Genomic DNA, 14858 nt, shown 5'->3' with positions numbered 1-14858 from the left:
ACAAACTAGTGAAAAATGTGAAGAAAGAGGTGAGAAGGATGAAAGAGTCCCAATTACTAAAGGGAGTCTTGGAGGGCTGTGTGCTGGAGATTATTTCCAAAAAGGCTATCTATGGCTATGAATTGATCCAAAGTCTCAAAGAGATGGGATTTGATAAGATTGTCGCTGGGACCATTTATCCCCTGCTTCAAAAATTAGAAAAACAAGGGGTCATTCATGGGGAAATGAGGCCGTCTCCAGATGGTCCTGATCGCAAGTATTTTTCACTCAGTGATGCTGGAAGAGAGCGCTTAGAGGAATTTTGGGACCAGTGGCAGGAGCTAGTCACAAAAGTAGAACGTATCAAGAAGGAGGGAGAAGAATGGTAGAAAGTTATACCGAAAAAATGTCAGATGAATTGATTCATCTAAACAAAGAGGATCAAGCCTATGTGAAAAAAATGGTGGCCTATATTGGGGCCAAATCCTATTTTTATGATGATGAAGCACTCGGTGAACAACTCTACAATATGGTTTGCGACCTGAAAGTTGCTGAAAAAGAAGGCATTCGGGCAGTGGATTATTTTGGAAAGGATCCACGGGCGATGGTGGATCAAGTTCTTTCAGATTTGCCTAAACGCTCTTTAGGATCTTATGTGGGACTCGTCTTCCTAATTGGAGTGATCTTAGTTGGCATGCGTTATTTAATGGATTTCACCTGGATGACACCACTGAAAATCGAACCCTTAACCTATATTGTCATTCTCCTCAATTTCTTGGTGTTTAGCCAGTTCATCACGTGGCTTTGGTCCAAACAGAGCTATGGTGAAATGAAGTGGTCTTGGGCTATTTTTATCAGTGTGATCTGCCTGATGGTATTTCTGAACATCGTACGACTATTTTCGATTTATTTTGGCCACATTGGGAGTCTCTTCTTATCAGATGGTTGGGCGGTTGTTCTTGCTGTCCTAGTCCTACTTGGGTTTGCGGTTATGGCTTATAGAAGCAGGGAGCGTTTGATGACGAGTCTACTAGTCATGGGCCTGACTTTCCTAGTTACGGGATGCTGGATTCGTCTTGTGAATCAGGAAACTGCTCACTTATTAGGCTGGCTACTTCCTCTCATAGGACTAGTCCTTACCTTCGTTGTATTTCGTCTCCAAAGAAAGGGGGAAGAAAGATGACATCAGTTATTTATTATGAAGAAACGCAGGCTTTGGTTCAAACCTTTAGCCAAGAGGACCAAGCTTATTTCCAAGATCTCTGGGATTATTTCAATTTCGCCGGTTTCTTATATGAGGAGAAGGCTTTGAGAGAGCAGGTCTATAATTTAGCACTAGATTTTTCGCAAGCAGGAGCGGATGGATGGACGGCCAAGGACTATTTTGGTCTCGATCCAAAGGAAATGGCAGACCAAATCATAGAGAACATGCCTAAAGAATCCACGCGATCTGTTCTAAAATATGGGGCGATCATCTCGGGAATTGTGATTTTTTATCGCCTCTTAAGTGATTTTGCTTCACAAGCGGTCCTTGTGCTCAAGCCTCTAGTCTATTTAACCGACATCATTTTGGGACTCCTAGCAATTGGGCTACTCTTCTATCTCCTTCGTCGCCTCATTTTTGCAGAAGTAAAGTCGAAAAAAGTAATCCATGTGGCAATCGTTTTGGTTTTAGGAGTCTATTTCGCTAGTGAGATCGTGGGGGTCCGTTTCTTACCAGCACTTGCTTGGTTGACAGTGCCGAATCCATGGGATACTCTCCTTATGACAGGAGCTAGTGGAGCTCTCATTCTTTGGCAATGGAAAGAAGAGCTTGGCAGAGCCTTCGTCTTTCCTATCATTGCCTTTTTAGTGGTTGGATTCTTACATCGCTGGACCTTGGCACAAGGAGTTCAGAATCTTGGTATGACAGTTCTTCTGCCCACAGTGATCATCATCTTTGGGCTGGTTATTTATTATTGGTTTACGATTCGTTCTTTGAAAAAGAATAGGACTGAAAGTGATAAATAGAAAGAAAAGGGGGAGAAAGTGTCTCCCTTTTCTCTTCCAAGTATGATAGAATAAACTCAATAGATGGGAGAATAGACATGAATATTTTTCGAAAAAAAAGTCTCGGGCAAGTACACCCGGCTCTAAACCGTCATTTACGGTTGTGGGATTTAATTATTTTAGGAATCGGTGCCATGGTGGGGACAGGGATCTTCACGATTACGGGGACTGCAGCGGCGAATTTAGCTGGTCCAGCCCTCATTATTTCGATTGTGATTGCGGCTTTTTGCGTCGGCTTATCTGCCCTTTTCTTTGCTGAATTTGCGTCTCGCATCCCTTCAACTGGTGGAGCCTATAGTTACCTCTATGCCATCTTTGGAGAGTTTCCCGCCTGGATTGCCGGTTGGTTGACCGTGATGGAATTTATGACAGCCGTATCAGGGGTGGCTTCAGGTTGGGCTGCTTATTTCAAGGGCTTGTTGGCCAATCTTGGCTGGAGTCTGCCGACGGCTTTAAACGGGACTTTTGATCCAGCTAAGGGAACTTATGTGGATCTCTTGCCTATTTTGGTCATGGTCCTCGTAACTGCCTTAGTTCTTATGAATGCAAAAGCGGTCTTACGTTTTAATTCCTTGCTGGTCTTACTCAAGTTCTCCGCTCTTGCCTTGTTTATCCTTGTGGGGATTTTTCATCTAAATCCTAGCAACTGGGAAAACTTTGCTCCGTATGGATTTGGCGAAATCTATGGTGGTCAGACAGGGATTATGGCTGGTGCTTCGCTCATGTTCTTTGCCTTTCTTGGTTTTGAGTCCATTTCAATGGCGGTCGACGAAATCAAGGAACCACAAAAGAACGTCCCTCGCGGGATTGTCCTCAGTCTCTTGATCACAACCGTTCTTTATATCTTGGTCACCCTGGTTTTGACCGGTATGGTTCCTTTTAAGAACTTAAATGTAGAAGACGCGGTTGCCTTTGCCCTTCGTCAGGTCGGAGCTGGCTGGGCAGGGAATTATGTATCGTTGGTCGCTATTTTGACCCTGATTACCGTCTGCATTTCGATGACCTTTGCCCTCTCACGGATGATTTACAGTTTGGCGCGAGATGGCCTTTTGCCGAAAGCGATGAAACAGCTCGATCCTAAAACCAGAATTCCCAAAAATGCGACCTTGGTCGCTGGATTGATGGCTGCCATTGCTGGTGGAGTTTTTCCGCTAGCTAGTATCGCTTCCTTTTTAAATATCTGTACCTTGGCTTACCTGGTTATGTTGGCCTTCGCCCTCTTGAAATTGCGCAAGGAACACGGGGCTCCTGGACCTGGTGAATTTAAAACGCCTTTGGTTCCGGTCTTGCCAATCCTATCAATTGTGGTCTGTGTGTCCTTTATGACCCAGTATTCTCTATCGACCTGGCTGGCCTTTGGAGTTGCTCTCCTGATTGGGGCTGGAATTTATTTTGGCTATGGGTATCGCCATTCAGAAGAACATAAATAAAAGATGAAAGCTAGAGTAGAAGGACTCTGGCTTTTTGTATAGGGAAAGCTCTTTTTTTGGTATAATAAAGGGAGAAAGTTAAATAGATAACAAAGGAGAAAAAACATGACATTTGAAGAGATTTTACCAGGCTTAAAGGCCAAGAAAAAATACGTACGTACGGGCTGGGGTGGAGCAGAAAACTACGTCCAACTTTTTGATACCATTGAGCAAAATGGGGTGGCTCTGGAAGTGACACCTTATTTCCTCATTAACGTGTCTGGTGAAGGGGAAGGCTTTTCTATGTGGAGTCCAACCCCTTGTGATGTCTTAGCGACAGATTGGGTGGAAGTCCATGACTAAAGGAGTCTTGATTACAGGCGTGAGTTCCGGGATTGGTCTGGCTCAAGCTCGCCTCTTTCTAGAAAAGGGCTACCAGGTCTATGGGGTGGATCAGGGAGCGGATCCTCAGTTAGCAGGTGATTTTCACTTCTTGCAGCGGGACTTAACTCTTGATTTGACGCCGATTTTCGACTGGTGTCCTGAGGTAGATGTCTTGTGCAATACAGCGGGTGTATTGGATGATTACAAACCGCTTCTCGAGCAAAGGGCACAGGAGATTCAGGAGATCTTTGAGATCAACTATGTGACTCCGGTAGAGCTGACACGATATTATCTGCCCCAAATGTTGGAGAAGAAGCAAGGGATTATCATCAATATGTGCTCCATTGCTTCTAGCCTAGCAGGAGGAGGCGGCCACGCTTATACTTCCTCCAAGCATGCCTTAGCAGGTTTTACCAAGCAGTTGGCCCTGGATTATGCAGAAGCTGGGGTTCAGGTCTTTGGCATCGCACCAGGAGCCGTCAAAACAGGCATGACCGCAGCAGACTTTGAACCAGGTGGCCTAGCAGACTGGGTAGCTAGTGAAACGCCCATCAAACGCTGGATAGAGCCAGAAGAAGTGGCAGAAGTCAGCCTCTTTTTGGCTAGCGGGAAGGCATCTGCCATGCAGGGACAAATCCTGACCATTGATGGCGGGTGGAGTTTGAAGTAGGAGGATGAAAAAGCAAGAGTTGAAATCTTGCTAAGAAATGTAATTGTTTTTTCCTTACTGAAAGAGGATCAAACCTAGGTGAACAATTAAGTTAGGACAGTGGAGAGACAGGTATTTATCTCTATGCTAAAGAAGATCTTACTGAACGAAATTAAACCTACCAGAGTGATCAGGATGAATCAGATTTCTTTATGATTGGTCACGATGGAGATCTAGCCTATTTCACCAAAAAAAGACAGGGATAATAACAATTATGAAGATAACTGAGGGTAAGTTCAGAAGAACTTTTTGAATGGGCTACCTGAAACCTTAAGAGATTGTTTTAGAAGAAACGAATAGTACAATTGATTTGCTAAGTTATTGTGGAATGAAGGTGAAGTCATGATTAAATTAGTGAATGTTACTAAATGTTTTAGTGATGGATCGAATGTCAGATATATTTTCAAAAATTGTAATTTTGAATTTAAAAAAGGTAGCACGACTGCAATAGTTGGCCGTTCTGGATTAGGAAAAACTACTCTTGTTAAAGTAATATTAGGGATTACCAGTTTAAATGAGGGGGATATCTTAGTCTGTGGTAGTTCCATTTTAGATATGAAAAATTTGAGTAAGGTAAGGCGTAGGAATATTGGCTGTGTCTTCCAAAACTTTAATTTGATTTCAGGTTTCACGGTGAAAGAGAATATTCTACTTCCAAGATATTTTTTTGAAAATGGAGAGAATAACATTAACGAAATTTGTAACACTCTAGGCCTTTCAAAGGAAATATTAAGTAAGAGTATTGATAAGATTAGTGGAGGTGAAAAACAAAGAGTTGCTTTGGCAAGAGCTCTTATTAACAATCCAGAAATATTGATAGCGGATGAACCTACTGGTAATTTAGACGCTGCTAACGAACAAAATATAATAGAATTGTTGAAGCGGATCAATGAGGAGTTAGGTATCACGATTATAACAGTAACTCATAGTGATAAAGTGGCCAGTAGTATGCAGTCTATTTGCACAGTTGTAGATGGCAAAATTGAGTACGTAAGGAGATGATAAAATGAATCATTCCATATTATTCATTGCTAAAAGAGATTTAGAAGTTAACAAACGAAGATATAGATTAGTTCGACTGTCAATAGCGATCTCTGTTTTACTAATTGTTTTAGTGATGCTCATTTCTAATTCTTTCTATAATAAAATGATTAAAGAAATGACTGTAGCAAATAAAAATGTTGTTACTGTTGCCTTTGGTAATAAAGAAAATTCTCTGAATTATAAAGCTTTACCTTTATTTTCTAGTGATGATATTAATCGAGTTAAAAAAATAGATGAAGTAAAAAATATTACTGGTGTAAAACTATTATTTACGGATGATATCAAATTCCAAAATGGTAAGACATCGGTTTCCAATACTATCCATTGTCTAGAAGAAAAGTATTTAAAAAACCTGAATATTAGAATTGCTGAAGGGAAATTTCCAGAGAAGAACAATGAAATATTAATCGGAGATTCCGTACACAAGGCTACATCAATGAATGTCGGAGATACGGTGACTATTAAGATTGATAATCATAATGTAAAGTTTGTAATTTCTGGCATTATAGACAAGCAAGTAGCGCAGTTATTTTCTACCTTGCCAACAGAAATAAATCAAATGATGGCAATCAATGTAAAAAGTAGTAGCGTTTCATCAAATAAGTATTACTATCTGAATGCTACTGTAAAAAATGGAACCGATTTAAATGAGGCAGCAAACAGGATAGAAAAGATTGTTTTAAAAAATGAAAATTTAAAACAATCTTTATCAGGGACAGGATTAGATGTTGTTGTAGCAACACAACAGGATGTTATCAATATGCTATCCAGATGGTTTTCCTACATCGACCTTTTTATCCTATTAATCATAGTTCTTATCTCTATTGTAGCGATTATTAATATTATCAATATTCTAGCTATTACCATTCAGGAGAATTATAAACAGATCGCAACTTTTAAAATCATCGGTGCATCTGATCGACAGATAAAAAGAATATATTTATTTGAAAGCTTCATGATGGGAGTACGAGGCACAAGCGCGGGATTGGTGATAGGAATTGCTATTTCTTATTTGATCATCTTTTTGAGTGGATTACCACTAGATATTGAACTTATCAGATTGTTGTTCCCAGTATTAATAGGGATTCTCACTTCAGTTTTTGCAGGATTTTTGGTATCTAAAAAATTACTAAAATAGATATTGAAAAAGTATTAAATCAATAGAGAAGAAATGATTAGTGGCAATCAGAGATGGTGTTGCAAAAAGAATATCTATACTGATTTCACTATCGACTGAGATTTAAATGAAAGTAGGAGGATTTGATGGAAATCAAAAATCACTTTGGCGTTTACGGAGTCTGTGTTCAAGAAGGGAAACTGCTCTGCATTGAGAAAACGAGAGGACCTTATCAGCATCGTTTTGATTTACCTGGTGGTAGTCAAGAACCAGGTGAGGGACTGACAGAAACCCTCAAGAGAGAAGTTCTGGAAGAGACAGGATATTCTCTTAGCAGTTATTCAAATCCTAGAATTTACGATGTGATGGTTCAAGAAGAAGGGCAAGACTTCGCCGTACACCATATCATGGCCTTTTATGATATCGTACTCGATTTCGAGAGCTCTCAACAATCCCTTCCTCAGGAGGTTCTTGATGGGACTAATGATTCAGCCAATGCCATTTGGTTGAATGTGGAAGACATTACTGCCGACAATGCTTCTCCTTTAGTATTGAAGGTGAAGGCAGAGTTAGGAGGATTTCCAGAATTAGAACTGACAAGCTATAGAAATTGGAAGGTAAAAGAAAAAAAGGAGAACCTATGACACCTCAAGAAATGTGGAATGCCTACAAGCAAATCAATCCCTCTATTGGAGATGAGATAGATGCCTGGGCCTTTGGAGTGGACCCAGACCTTTTAGCGGAACTGGTCTTTAAAGGCGAAAAAACAGCAACAGCCTCAGCTCATGACCTCTACGCAGTAGAGGACGAACCCCTTCCACAAGAAGGGACCTTTGATGTTGTTTTAGACAGTAAGGATCAAGCTGTCTGCATTGTCGAAATTACAAAGGTTTCTGTTCAGCCTTTCCATCAAGTGTCAGCTGACCATGCCTATAAGGAAGGTGAAGGAGACAAATCTCTAGCTTATTGGCGTCAGGTTCATGAAGACTTTTTCAAAGACTGCTTAGGAGAAGCGGGACTAACTTTTACACCTGATAGCAAGGTGGTTTTAGAAGAATTTCGCAAGGTTTATCCATTATAGAACACTTTTTTCTTTTAGAAAATCAGAAAAGAGAATAACTGTTTTCTATTAAAAAATAGCTAGTGATTGTGTCAAGCTAAAAATACTGCCCAGTTCTTAGAACTATTAAAAGATTTTTTGAGACTTTCCGCTGTGAGAAAAGTGCTTGAAACCTAAAGTTTCAAGCGCTCGGGAGTTTTGAAACTTTAGGTTCAAAACTAAATCATGGAACTTCCTGGATTGCTGAAATCATCCACTGGATAATTTCACCTAATGTCCGTACTCACCTAAGGAAAGTCTCAACGAAGATATGATCTTAATCTAACTCTCCTTCTAGTAGAGTTTTTTGATCTGGTCTTATTTTCCAAAAGGGGTGAAAAATGGTATAATAAGTACGATATTGTACAGAAAAGAGAAATGTTATGCCAAATTATGCCATTATTTTAGCAGCGGGGAAAGGTACCCGTATGAAATCAGATCTGCCCAAGGTTCTCCATAAGGTTGCAGGGATCTCTATGTTGGAGCATGTCTTCCGTAGTGTTGGAGCCATCTCACCAGAAAAGACTGTAACAGTTGTGGGCCACAAGGCGGAATTGGTAGAGCAAGTCTTAGCGGGACAAACAGAGTTTGTCAAACAAACCGAACAATTGGGAACTGGTCATGCGGTCATGATGGCAGAGCCAGTCTTGAAAGGTCTTGAAGGGCATACCCTCGTCATTGCAGGAGATACTCCTTTGATTACGGGTGACAGTCTCAAACACTTGATCGACTTCCATATCAACCACAAGAATGTGGCAACGATTTTGACAGCCGAAGCAGCTAATCCATTTGGCTATGGCCGGATTGTTCGTAATGACAATGCGGAAGTGCTTCGCATCGTCGAGCAAAAAGATGCGACAGATTTTGAAAAACAAATCAAAGAAATCAATACAGGGACTTATGTCTTTGACAATGCCCGCCTCTTTGAAGCTTTGAAGAATATCAATACCAACAATGCCCAAGGTGAATACTACATCACAGATGTGATTGGGATTTTCCGAGAAGCAGGAGAGAAAGTTGGAGCCTATACGCTCAAAGACTTTGATGAAAGTCTCGGGGTTAACGACCGCGTGGCCCTTGCGACAGCAGAAGGCATCATGCGTCGTCGCATTAACCAAGCCCACATGGTCAATGGGGTGAGCTTTGTCAATCCGGATGCAGCCTATATCGATGTCGATGTTGAAATCGCTCCTGAGGTACAAATCGAAGCCAATGTTACCCTAAAAGGACACACAAAAATTGGGGCTGAAACAGTCTTAACCAATGGAACCTATATTGTGGACAGTGAAATTGGGGCAGCTGCTGTCATCACTAACTCTATGATTGAAGAGAGCACGGTAGCTGATGGCGTGACGGTAGGACCATACGCTCATATTCGTCCAGGATCTAGCCTCGCCAAAGATGTCCATATTGGAAACTTTGTCGAAGTCAAAGGTTCGTCTATTGGCGAAAATACCAAAGCAGGTCATTTGACCTACATTGGCAACTGTGAAGTCGGCAGCAACGTTAACTTTGGTGCAGGAACCATCACAGTGAATTATGATGGCCAACATAAGTTTAAAACGACGATTGGAAACAATGTCTTTGTCGGCTCCAATTCGACGATCATTGCGCCAGTTGAATTAGGCGACAATTCCTTAGTCGGTGCTGGATCAACCATTACCAAGGATGTACCAGCTGATGCGATTGCGATTGGTCGTGGCCGTCAAGTGAATAAAGAAGAGTATGCCCTTCGCTTGCCACACCATCCTAAAAATAAATAGGAGATTCTCATGCAATTTGAAGAAAAAACCATTGAGCGCAAGGAGATTTATCAGGGACCGATTTTCCAAGTGGTCACTGATCAAGTAGAACTACCCGCTGGAAAAGGCCAAGCGCAGCGTGATTTAATCTTCCATAATGGAGCAGTAGCGATTTTGCCGATCACAGAAGATGGGAAAACGATCTTGGTCAAGCAGTACCGCAAGGCGATTGAAAGGACCTCAGTGGAGATTCCAGCAGGGAAGTTAGAAAAGGGAGAAAATGCAGATCCCCAAGCAGCTGCTCTGCGTGAATTGGAAGAAGAAATTGGCTACACAGCGGATCTAGAGTTATTGTATGATTTTTATTCTGCCATTGGATTTTGTAATGAGCGGATCAAACTTTATGGTGCGACCAACTTGAAAAAGGTGGAAAATCCACGTCCACAAGATGCGGATGAGACCTTAGAGTTATTAGAAGTGACCTTGAAGGAAGCGAAAGATTTGATCCAAACTGGCGAAATCTGTGATGCCAAAACCATCATGGCCATCCAATATTGGGACTTAATCAATAAATAGAGGAGGATCCGATGGGAAAACCTTTATTAACCGATGAAATGATTGAACGAGCAAGGCGAGGCGAGGACATCACCGGTCCTAAAATGGTCGATGCTGAAGAGACGAAAATTATTCGAACAGACCACAGGGGATTTGGCTATGAACGTCCTATGAGAGAGAGTCGTATGGAGCGTCCACAAGAGCGTTATTCTCAGGATACTGTGCAGATCCAAGTGGAGCCCACAGTGACCAAGAGTCGTCGTATTGAAGAGCGCAAACAAAGTGTGGTCCAATCCAAACTCAATAAGATTTTGTTCTGGATCATTGTGCTCCTCATTGTTTTAATTATTGCTATTTGGCGTCTATAAGGTCGTTACAAGGAGAGAAATGACATGAAAATTGGAATTATCGCAGCCATGCCCCAGGAGTTGAAGATCTTGGTTGAAGCCCTTGAAAATGGGGAAAAGCATCTGCGTCTTGGAAAAGTCTACTATACAGGATCTATTGGACGCCATGAGGTCGTTTTGGTTGAAAGTGGTATCGGAAAAGTCATGTCTGCTATGAGTGTAGCAGTCTTGGCCAATGATTTTAAGGTGGAAGCCATTATCAATACGGGTTCTGCAGGTGCGGTTGCACCGGGAATGGCTGTTGGGGATATCGTCCTTGCAGACAAATTGGCTTATCATGATGTGGATGTGACAGCCTTTGGCTACAAGTATGGTCAAATGGCAGGTCAACCACTTTACTTTGAATCCAGTCGCTATTTTGTTTCAGAGATGAAAAAAGTTCTGGAAGAAGAAGCTGCAACCACACATGTGGGCTTGATTACAACAGGAGATAGCTTTATCGCGAGTGAAGAAAAAGTCGCAACAATTCGGGAGCATTTCCCAGAAGTATTAGCAGTTGAGATGGAAGGGGCAGCTATTGCCCAAGCCGCTCATGCAGCTGGACGTCCCTTCATGGTCATCCGAGCGATGAGTGATACGGCAGATCACGCAGCCAATATTTCTTTTGATGAATTTATCGTAGAGGCTGGCGAACGCTCTGCTCAAATCCTGATTACCTTCTTGAAGAGATTGGTGTAGAAAAAATATAGGGAGATGGACCATGTATCGTGAATCGTATTTTGATGGAGGCTTATTTTCATATATTGGCCATGTTTTATTAGCAACCTTCATTACAGTATTTACTTTTGGGATTTGTGCTCCTTGGGGCGTGTGCATTATGTATAACTGGAAGGTCAAGCATACCGTGATTGATGGTCGTCGTCAGTACTTTGACGGCACGGCTATGCAGTTATTTGGAAATTGGATCAAATGGTGGTTCTTTACCATCATTACATTTGGGATCTATGTGTTCTGGTTAAATATCAAGGTCACTCAATGGATTACCAAGCATACTCATTTTATAGACTAATTGAAAAGGACTCGTCTACGGACTAGTCTTTTTCTGAAGCCGATTCTTTCAGAAATAGGGTGCTTTCATGCTATAATAAGGACTAGTAGTGTAAAGGAGAAATGATGGTTTTATCAAAGAAACGGGCACGTCATGTGATTGAAGAAATTATCGCCCTTTTTCCAGATGCTAAACCGAGTCTGGATTTTCGTAATCATTTTGAATTATTAGTGGCAGTCATGCTCTCTGCTCAGACGACTGATGCGGCTGTTAATAAAGCGACACCAGGTTTGTTTGCGGCTTTTCCAACCCCACAAGCCATGGCAGCAGCCAGTGAAGCAGCTATCGCCAAGCATATTTCTAAATTAGGTCTCTATCGAAATAAGGCCAAATTTCTCAAAAAATGTGCCCAACAATTGCTAGACAACTTTGATGGGCAGGTGCCTCAGACTCGTGAAGAGTTAGAAAGCCTGGCAGGAGTAGGACGGAAAACAGCTAATGTCGTCATGAGTGTAGGATTTGGGATTCCAGCTTTTGCTGTCGATACCCATGTGGAGCGGATCTGCAAGCACCATGATATTGTCAAGAAATCAGCGACGCCATTGGAAGTTGAAAAGCGGGTCATGGATGTTCTGCCAAAGAGCGAATGGCTGGCGGCTCACCAAGCCATGATTTACTTTGGACGGGCCATCTGCCATCCTAAAAATCCTGAATGTGACCAGTATCCTCAACTCTATCATTTTGATTAGGAATCAGTTCCTCTGCTCGAAAGTGCAGAGGTTCTTTTTTGTGATGAAACGTATATTTATTAAAATGATTGAAAGGTGATATCTTTGTTGGATCTGGTGGTAGGTGCCTAGACTCCCCTATCCGGCTTCTTTGAGATCGATTTCAAGATGCTTTTTCTTTATATCTTATTATATTCATTCAGAAATAACGAACTTTTTTTAAATAAATTTGGTTTTTTTTAAGAAATAGTGTATAATGGTAGAAAATCTAACATAAGGAGATAGTGATGAAAGCAAAAAAACTGTTAGCTCTTGCAGGAGTTTCTGTTGCAGGTGCCTTTCTTTTAGCAGCATGTGGCGGTGGTAGTAGCAATCAAGCAACCTACTCATTCGTCTATTCAGCAGATCCAAATACCTTGGATTACATCGCTGCAACTCGTACAACAACTTCAGATGTCACAAGTAACCTTGTAGATGGTCTTCTTGAAAACGACCGATACGGAAACTTTGTGCCAAGTCTAGCAGAAGATTGGACTGTCTCTGAAGATGGATTAACCTATACTTACAAACTTCGTAAGGATGCCAAATGGTATACGAGTGAAGGAGAAGAATATGGTGCTGTAACGGCTCAAGACTTTGTTACAGGGATCAAACACGCGGTTGAGTCTAAATCAGAAGGTCTCTTCTTGATTCAAAATTCGATCAAAGGTTTGGATGCCTACGTAAAAGGGGAAACCAAAGACTTTAACACAGTTGGTGTCAAAGCCTTAGACGACCACACCATCCAATATACTTTGGTTCGTCCAGAAAGCTTCTGGAACTCAAAAACAACCTCAGGTGTTCTTTTCCCAGTCAATGCGGATTTCTTGAAATCTCAAGGAAAAGATTTTGGTTCTTTGAAACCTAGCAGCATCTTATACAATGGTCCATTCTACTTGAAATCTTTGACTTCAAAATCTGAAATTGAATTGGTCAAGAACAAAGACTATTACGATGCGAAAAATGTTCATATCGACAATGTCAAATTGACCTTTAACGATGGATCAAACCCAGATTCTATCATTAAAAACTTTGAAAAAGGTCAATATTCCTTTGCATCTGTTATGCCAAACAGCTCGACTTATAAGAGTGTCAAGAAAAACTTTGGCGACAACATTGTCTACGGTTTGCAATTGGGAACATCCTACTATCTTGGATTCAACTTGGACCGTCAAAAGTATGACCACACTGCCAAAACAACGGATGAACAAAAAGCTTCTACTAAGAAAGCAATTCTGAACAAGGACTTCCGTCAAGCGGTGAACTTTGGCTTTGACCGCAAATCATATGCGGCACAAGTATCTGGATCTGATGCGGCTGAAAATACCCTTCGTAGCACTTTGGTGCCACCAACTTATGTCCAAGTCAATGGAGAAGATTTTGGTAAAGTCGTTGAAAAACAATTGGTTACCTATGGGGATCAATGGAAGGGTGTGAGCCTGGCCGATGGTCAAACGAGCCTTTACAACCCAGAAAAAGCCAAAGCTTCCTTTGCGAAAGCCAAAGCTGAATTGCAAAAACAAGGCGTTCAATTCCCAATTCATTTGGACTACATTGTCAGCCAAGTGGACAACAGCATGGTCCAACAAGCGAGCTCCTTCAAACAATCTGTAGAGTCAGCGCTTGGTGCAGACAATGTCGTTGTAGACCTTCAAAAGGTTTCGGATGATGATTTCCAAAATATCACCTACTTCAGCGATACTGCTGCTGCGAGAGATTACGATATCTCAGGCGGTGGTTGGGCTCCTGACTACCAAGACCCATCGACTTACCTCGAAAGTATCAGCCCAGTAAATGGTTCTGTCTTCTACTATCTTGGTATTGATGCAGGTTCAAATAATCCAGCCATTGCAGCAGTTGGTTTGGATCAATACGCTAACATGTTGAAAGATGCCGATGCTGAATTGTTGGATCAAGCAAAACGCTACGAAAAATATGCAGCAGCACAAGCTTGGTTGACGGATAGTGCGATTACGCTTCCAACTGTTTCAAATGGTGGTTCTCCAATGCTTCAACGGACCGTACCATACAGTCGTGCTGCTTCATGGGTTGGTACAAAAGGAACAGGAACATTCTACAAATACCTTGAAATGTCCAAAGATGTTGTCACAACCAAAGACTTTAACAAGGCCAAAGAAGAATGGTTGAAGAAAAAAGCAGAATCCAATAAAAAAGCTCAAGAAGATCTCAAAGATCACATTGAGAAGAAAAAATAAAAAATAAAAAATCAATCATTGGTCTATCAATGAAGATAAAAAAGTCGAGGCTGGGACAAAAGTCCTAGCCTCTTAATTATTTTTGGATTGTCGAGCAAGACGCAGTGGTTGAGTGGACTCTACTACGCTGATTTCATCAGCTTTTACAGCCCTACTCAACTGTGCGGAGGTGGGACGCTCCAGTCTTCTATCAACTATTTGAAAGCTGGCAATCTAGGGGATGTCCTAACCATCAGGGGGGAATGTGTCCATCAAGGTCGTACAACCTGTGTCGTCGATGTAGATATCACCAACCAAGATGACCGAAATGTCTGCAAGGCAACCTTCACCATGTTTGTCACAGGCCAACGGTCTGAAGATAGACAGGTGAGGATATAGGAAAGCATGAGTAGG

At 41.6% G+C, this 14858-nt stretch carries 17 protein-coding genes and 1 pseudogene; all 18 read left to right on the top strand.

Features of this window, described 5'->3' with window-relative positions; genetic code table 11:
• Positions 1–38: 38 nt before the first annotated feature.
• Positions 39–368 (top strand): PadR family transcriptional regulator, encoded by a 330-nt coding sequence (locus SM122_RS04090; RefSeq protein ID WP_003012258.1) that lies wholly within the window; start codon positions 39–41, stop codon positions 366–368.
• On the top strand, positions 362–1162 hold the full coding sequence (locus SM122_RS04085; protein WP_324737816.1) for a hypothetical protein: 801 nt from the start codon (positions 362–364) through the stop codon (positions 1160–1162). Before SM122_RS04090 ends, SM122_RS04085 begins: the two co-directional genes overlap by 7 nt.
• On the top strand, positions 1159–1989 hold the full coding sequence (locus SM122_RS04080) for a hypothetical protein (RefSeq protein WP_003006164.1): 831 nt from the start codon (positions 1159–1161) through the stop codon (positions 1987–1989). Before SM122_RS04085 ends, SM122_RS04080 begins: the two co-directional genes overlap by 4 nt.
• 77 nt (positions 1990–2066) lie before the next feature.
• A complete protein-coding gene (locus SM122_RS04075; RefSeq protein ID WP_155168886.1) occupies positions 2067–3458 on the top strand; it encodes an APC family permease in 1392 nt (463 codons plus the stop codon).
• 105 nt (positions 3459–3563) lie between these two features.
• Positions 3564–3800 carry a DUF2829 domain-containing protein gene (locus SM122_RS04070; RefSeq protein WP_000141913.1) on the top strand — a complete coding sequence of 79 codons (237 nt, stop codon included), beginning with the start codon at positions 3564–3566 and terminating at the stop codon, positions 3798–3800.
• Positions 3793–4491 carry a 3-oxoacyl-ACP reductase gene (locus SM122_RS04065; protein ID WP_155168888.1) on the top strand — a complete coding sequence of 233 codons (699 nt, stop codon included), beginning with the start codon at positions 3793–3795 and terminating at the stop codon, positions 4489–4491. Before SM122_RS04070 ends, SM122_RS04065 begins: the two co-directional genes overlap by 8 nt.
• A gap of 381 nt (positions 4492–4872) precedes the next feature.
• On the top strand, positions 4873–5532 hold the full coding sequence (locus SM122_RS04060; protein WP_049483424.1) for an ABC transporter ATP-binding protein: 660 nt from the start codon (positions 4873–4875) through the stop codon (positions 5530–5532).
• 4 nt (positions 5533–5536) lie between these two features.
• A complete protein-coding gene (locus SM122_RS04055; protein ID WP_229042347.1) occupies positions 5537–6712 on the top strand; it encodes an ABC transporter permease in 1176 nt (391 codons plus the stop codon).
• Positions 6713–6837: 125 nt separating this feature from the next.
• Positions 6838–7335, top strand: a complete 498-nt coding sequence (locus SM122_RS04050) for an NUDIX hydrolase (RefSeq protein WP_049483425.1) — start codon at positions 6838–6840, stop codon at positions 7333–7335.
• Complete coding sequence (locus tag SM122_RS04045; RefSeq protein ID WP_155168889.1) at positions 7332–7772, top strand: ASCH domain-containing protein; 441 nt, start codon at positions 7332–7334, stop codon at positions 7770–7772. Before SM122_RS04050 ends, SM122_RS04045 begins: the two co-directional genes overlap by 4 nt.
• Before the next feature lie 401 nt (positions 7773–8173).
• Positions 8174–9553: a bifunctional UDP-N-acetylglucosamine diphosphorylase/glucosamine-1-phosphate N-acetyltransferase GlmU gene (gene glmU / locus SM122_RS04040; protein WP_155168891.1), complete on the top strand. Its 1380-nt coding sequence runs from the start codon at positions 8174–8176 to the stop codon at positions 9551–9553.
• 9 nt (positions 9554–9562) lie between these two features.
• On the top strand, positions 9563–10108 hold the full coding sequence (locus SM122_RS04035) for an NUDIX hydrolase (RefSeq protein WP_070666328.1): 546 nt from the start codon (positions 9563–9565) through the stop codon (positions 10106–10108).
• Between the two features lie 11 nt (positions 10109–10119).
• Positions 10120–10455, top strand: a complete 336-nt coding sequence (gene macP / locus SM122_RS04030; protein ID WP_155168893.1) for a cell wall synthase accessory phosphoprotein MacP — start codon at positions 10120–10122, stop codon at positions 10453–10455.
• A 24-nt stretch (positions 10456–10479) separates the two neighbouring features.
• On the top strand, positions 10480–11172 hold the full coding sequence (locus SM122_RS04025) for a 5'-methylthioadenosine/adenosylhomocysteine nucleosidase (RefSeq protein ID WP_155168895.1): 693 nt from the start codon (positions 10480–10482) through the stop codon (positions 11170–11172).
• Between the two features lie 22 nt (positions 11173–11194).
• Positions 11195–11503 (top strand): YjgN family protein, encoded by a 309-nt coding sequence (locus tag SM122_RS04020; RefSeq protein ID WP_049473168.1) that lies wholly within the window; start codon positions 11195–11197, stop codon positions 11501–11503.
• Positions 11504–11607: 104 nt separating this feature from the next.
• Positions 11608–12231, top strand: a complete 624-nt coding sequence (gene nth / locus SM122_RS04015) for an endonuclease III (protein ID WP_049506625.1) — start codon at positions 11608–11610, stop codon at positions 12229–12231.
• A gap of 266 nt (positions 12232–12497) precedes the next feature.
• Complete coding sequence (locus SM122_RS04010) at positions 12498–14465, top strand: peptide ABC transporter substrate-binding protein (protein ID WP_324737815.1); 1968 nt, start codon at positions 12498–12500, stop codon at positions 14463–14465.
• A gap of 168 nt (positions 14466–14633) precedes the next feature.
• Positions 14634–14843, top strand: a pseudogene (locus SM122_RS04005) (PaaI family thioesterase); the annotation flags it as partial.
• Positions 14844–14858 lie beyond the last annotated feature (15 nt).

Origin of the sequence: Streptococcus gingivalis, from assembly GCF_035544715.1 — a bacterium.
Classification (GTDB): Bacteria; Bacillota; Bacilli; order Lactobacillales; family Streptococcaceae; genus Streptococcus; species Streptococcus gingivalis.
The sequence above is the reverse complement of the archived record's forward strand: the minus strand, read 5'-3'. Positions and strand labels throughout refer to the sequence as shown.

What these genes read in the sequence shown, in the direction of transcription:
- SM122_RS04090 (WP_003012258.1), top strand. Translation starts at nt 39, where the DNA reads ATGAAAGAGTCCCAATTACTAAAGGGAGTCTTGGAGGGCTGTGTGCTG.
- SM122_RS04085 (WP_324737816.1), top strand. Translation starts at nt 362, where the DNA reads ATGGTAGAAAGTTATACCGAAAAAATGTCAGATGAATTGATTCATCTA.
- SM122_RS04080 (WP_003006164.1), top strand. Translation starts at nt 1,159, where the DNA reads ATGACATCAGTTATTTATTATGAAGAAACGCAGGCTTTGGTTCAAACC.
- SM122_RS04075 (WP_155168886.1), top strand. Translation starts at nt 2,067, where the DNA reads ATGAATATTTTTCGAAAAAAAAGTCTCGGGCAAGTACACCCGGCTCTA.
- SM122_RS04070 (WP_000141913.1), top strand. Translation starts at nt 3,564, where the DNA reads ATGACATTTGAAGAGATTTTACCAGGCTTAAAGGCCAAGAAAAAATAC.
- SM122_RS04065 (WP_155168888.1), top strand. Translation starts at nt 3,793, where the DNA reads ATGACTAAAGGAGTCTTGATTACAGGCGTGAGTTCCGGGATTGGTCTG.
- SM122_RS04060 (WP_049483424.1), top strand. Translation starts at nt 4,873, where the DNA reads ATGATTAAATTAGTGAATGTTACTAAATGTTTTAGTGATGGATCGAAT.
- SM122_RS04055 (WP_229042347.1), top strand. Translation starts at nt 5,537, where the DNA reads ATGAATCATTCCATATTATTCATTGCTAAAAGAGATTTAGAAGTTAAC.
- SM122_RS04050 (WP_049483425.1), top strand. Translation starts at nt 6,838, where the DNA reads ATGGAAATCAAAAATCACTTTGGCGTTTACGGAGTCTGTGTTCAAGAA.
- SM122_RS04045 (WP_155168889.1), top strand. Translation starts at nt 7,332, where the DNA reads ATGACACCTCAAGAAATGTGGAATGCCTACAAGCAAATCAATCCCTCT.
- glmU (WP_155168891.1), top strand. Translation starts at nt 8,174, where the DNA reads ATGCCAAATTATGCCATTATTTTAGCAGCGGGGAAAGGTACCCGTATG.
- SM122_RS04035 (WP_070666328.1), top strand. Translation starts at nt 9,563, where the DNA reads ATGCAATTTGAAGAAAAAACCATTGAGCGCAAGGAGATTTATCAGGGA.
- macP (WP_155168893.1), top strand. Translation starts at nt 10,120, where the DNA reads ATGGGAAAACCTTTATTAACCGATGAAATGATTGAACGAGCAAGGCGA.
- SM122_RS04025 (WP_155168895.1), top strand. Translation starts at nt 10,480, where the DNA reads ATGAAAATTGGAATTATCGCAGCCATGCCCCAGGAGTTGAAGATCTTG.
- SM122_RS04020 (WP_049473168.1), top strand. Translation starts at nt 11,195, where the DNA reads ATGTATCGTGAATCGTATTTTGATGGAGGCTTATTTTCATATATTGGC.
- nth (WP_049506625.1), top strand. Translation starts at nt 11,608, where the DNA reads ATGGTTTTATCAAAGAAACGGGCACGTCATGTGATTGAAGAAATTATC.
- SM122_RS04010 (WP_324737815.1), top strand. Translation starts at nt 12,498, where the DNA reads ATGAAAGCAAAAAAACTGTTAGCTCTTGCAGGAGTTTCTGTTGCAGGT.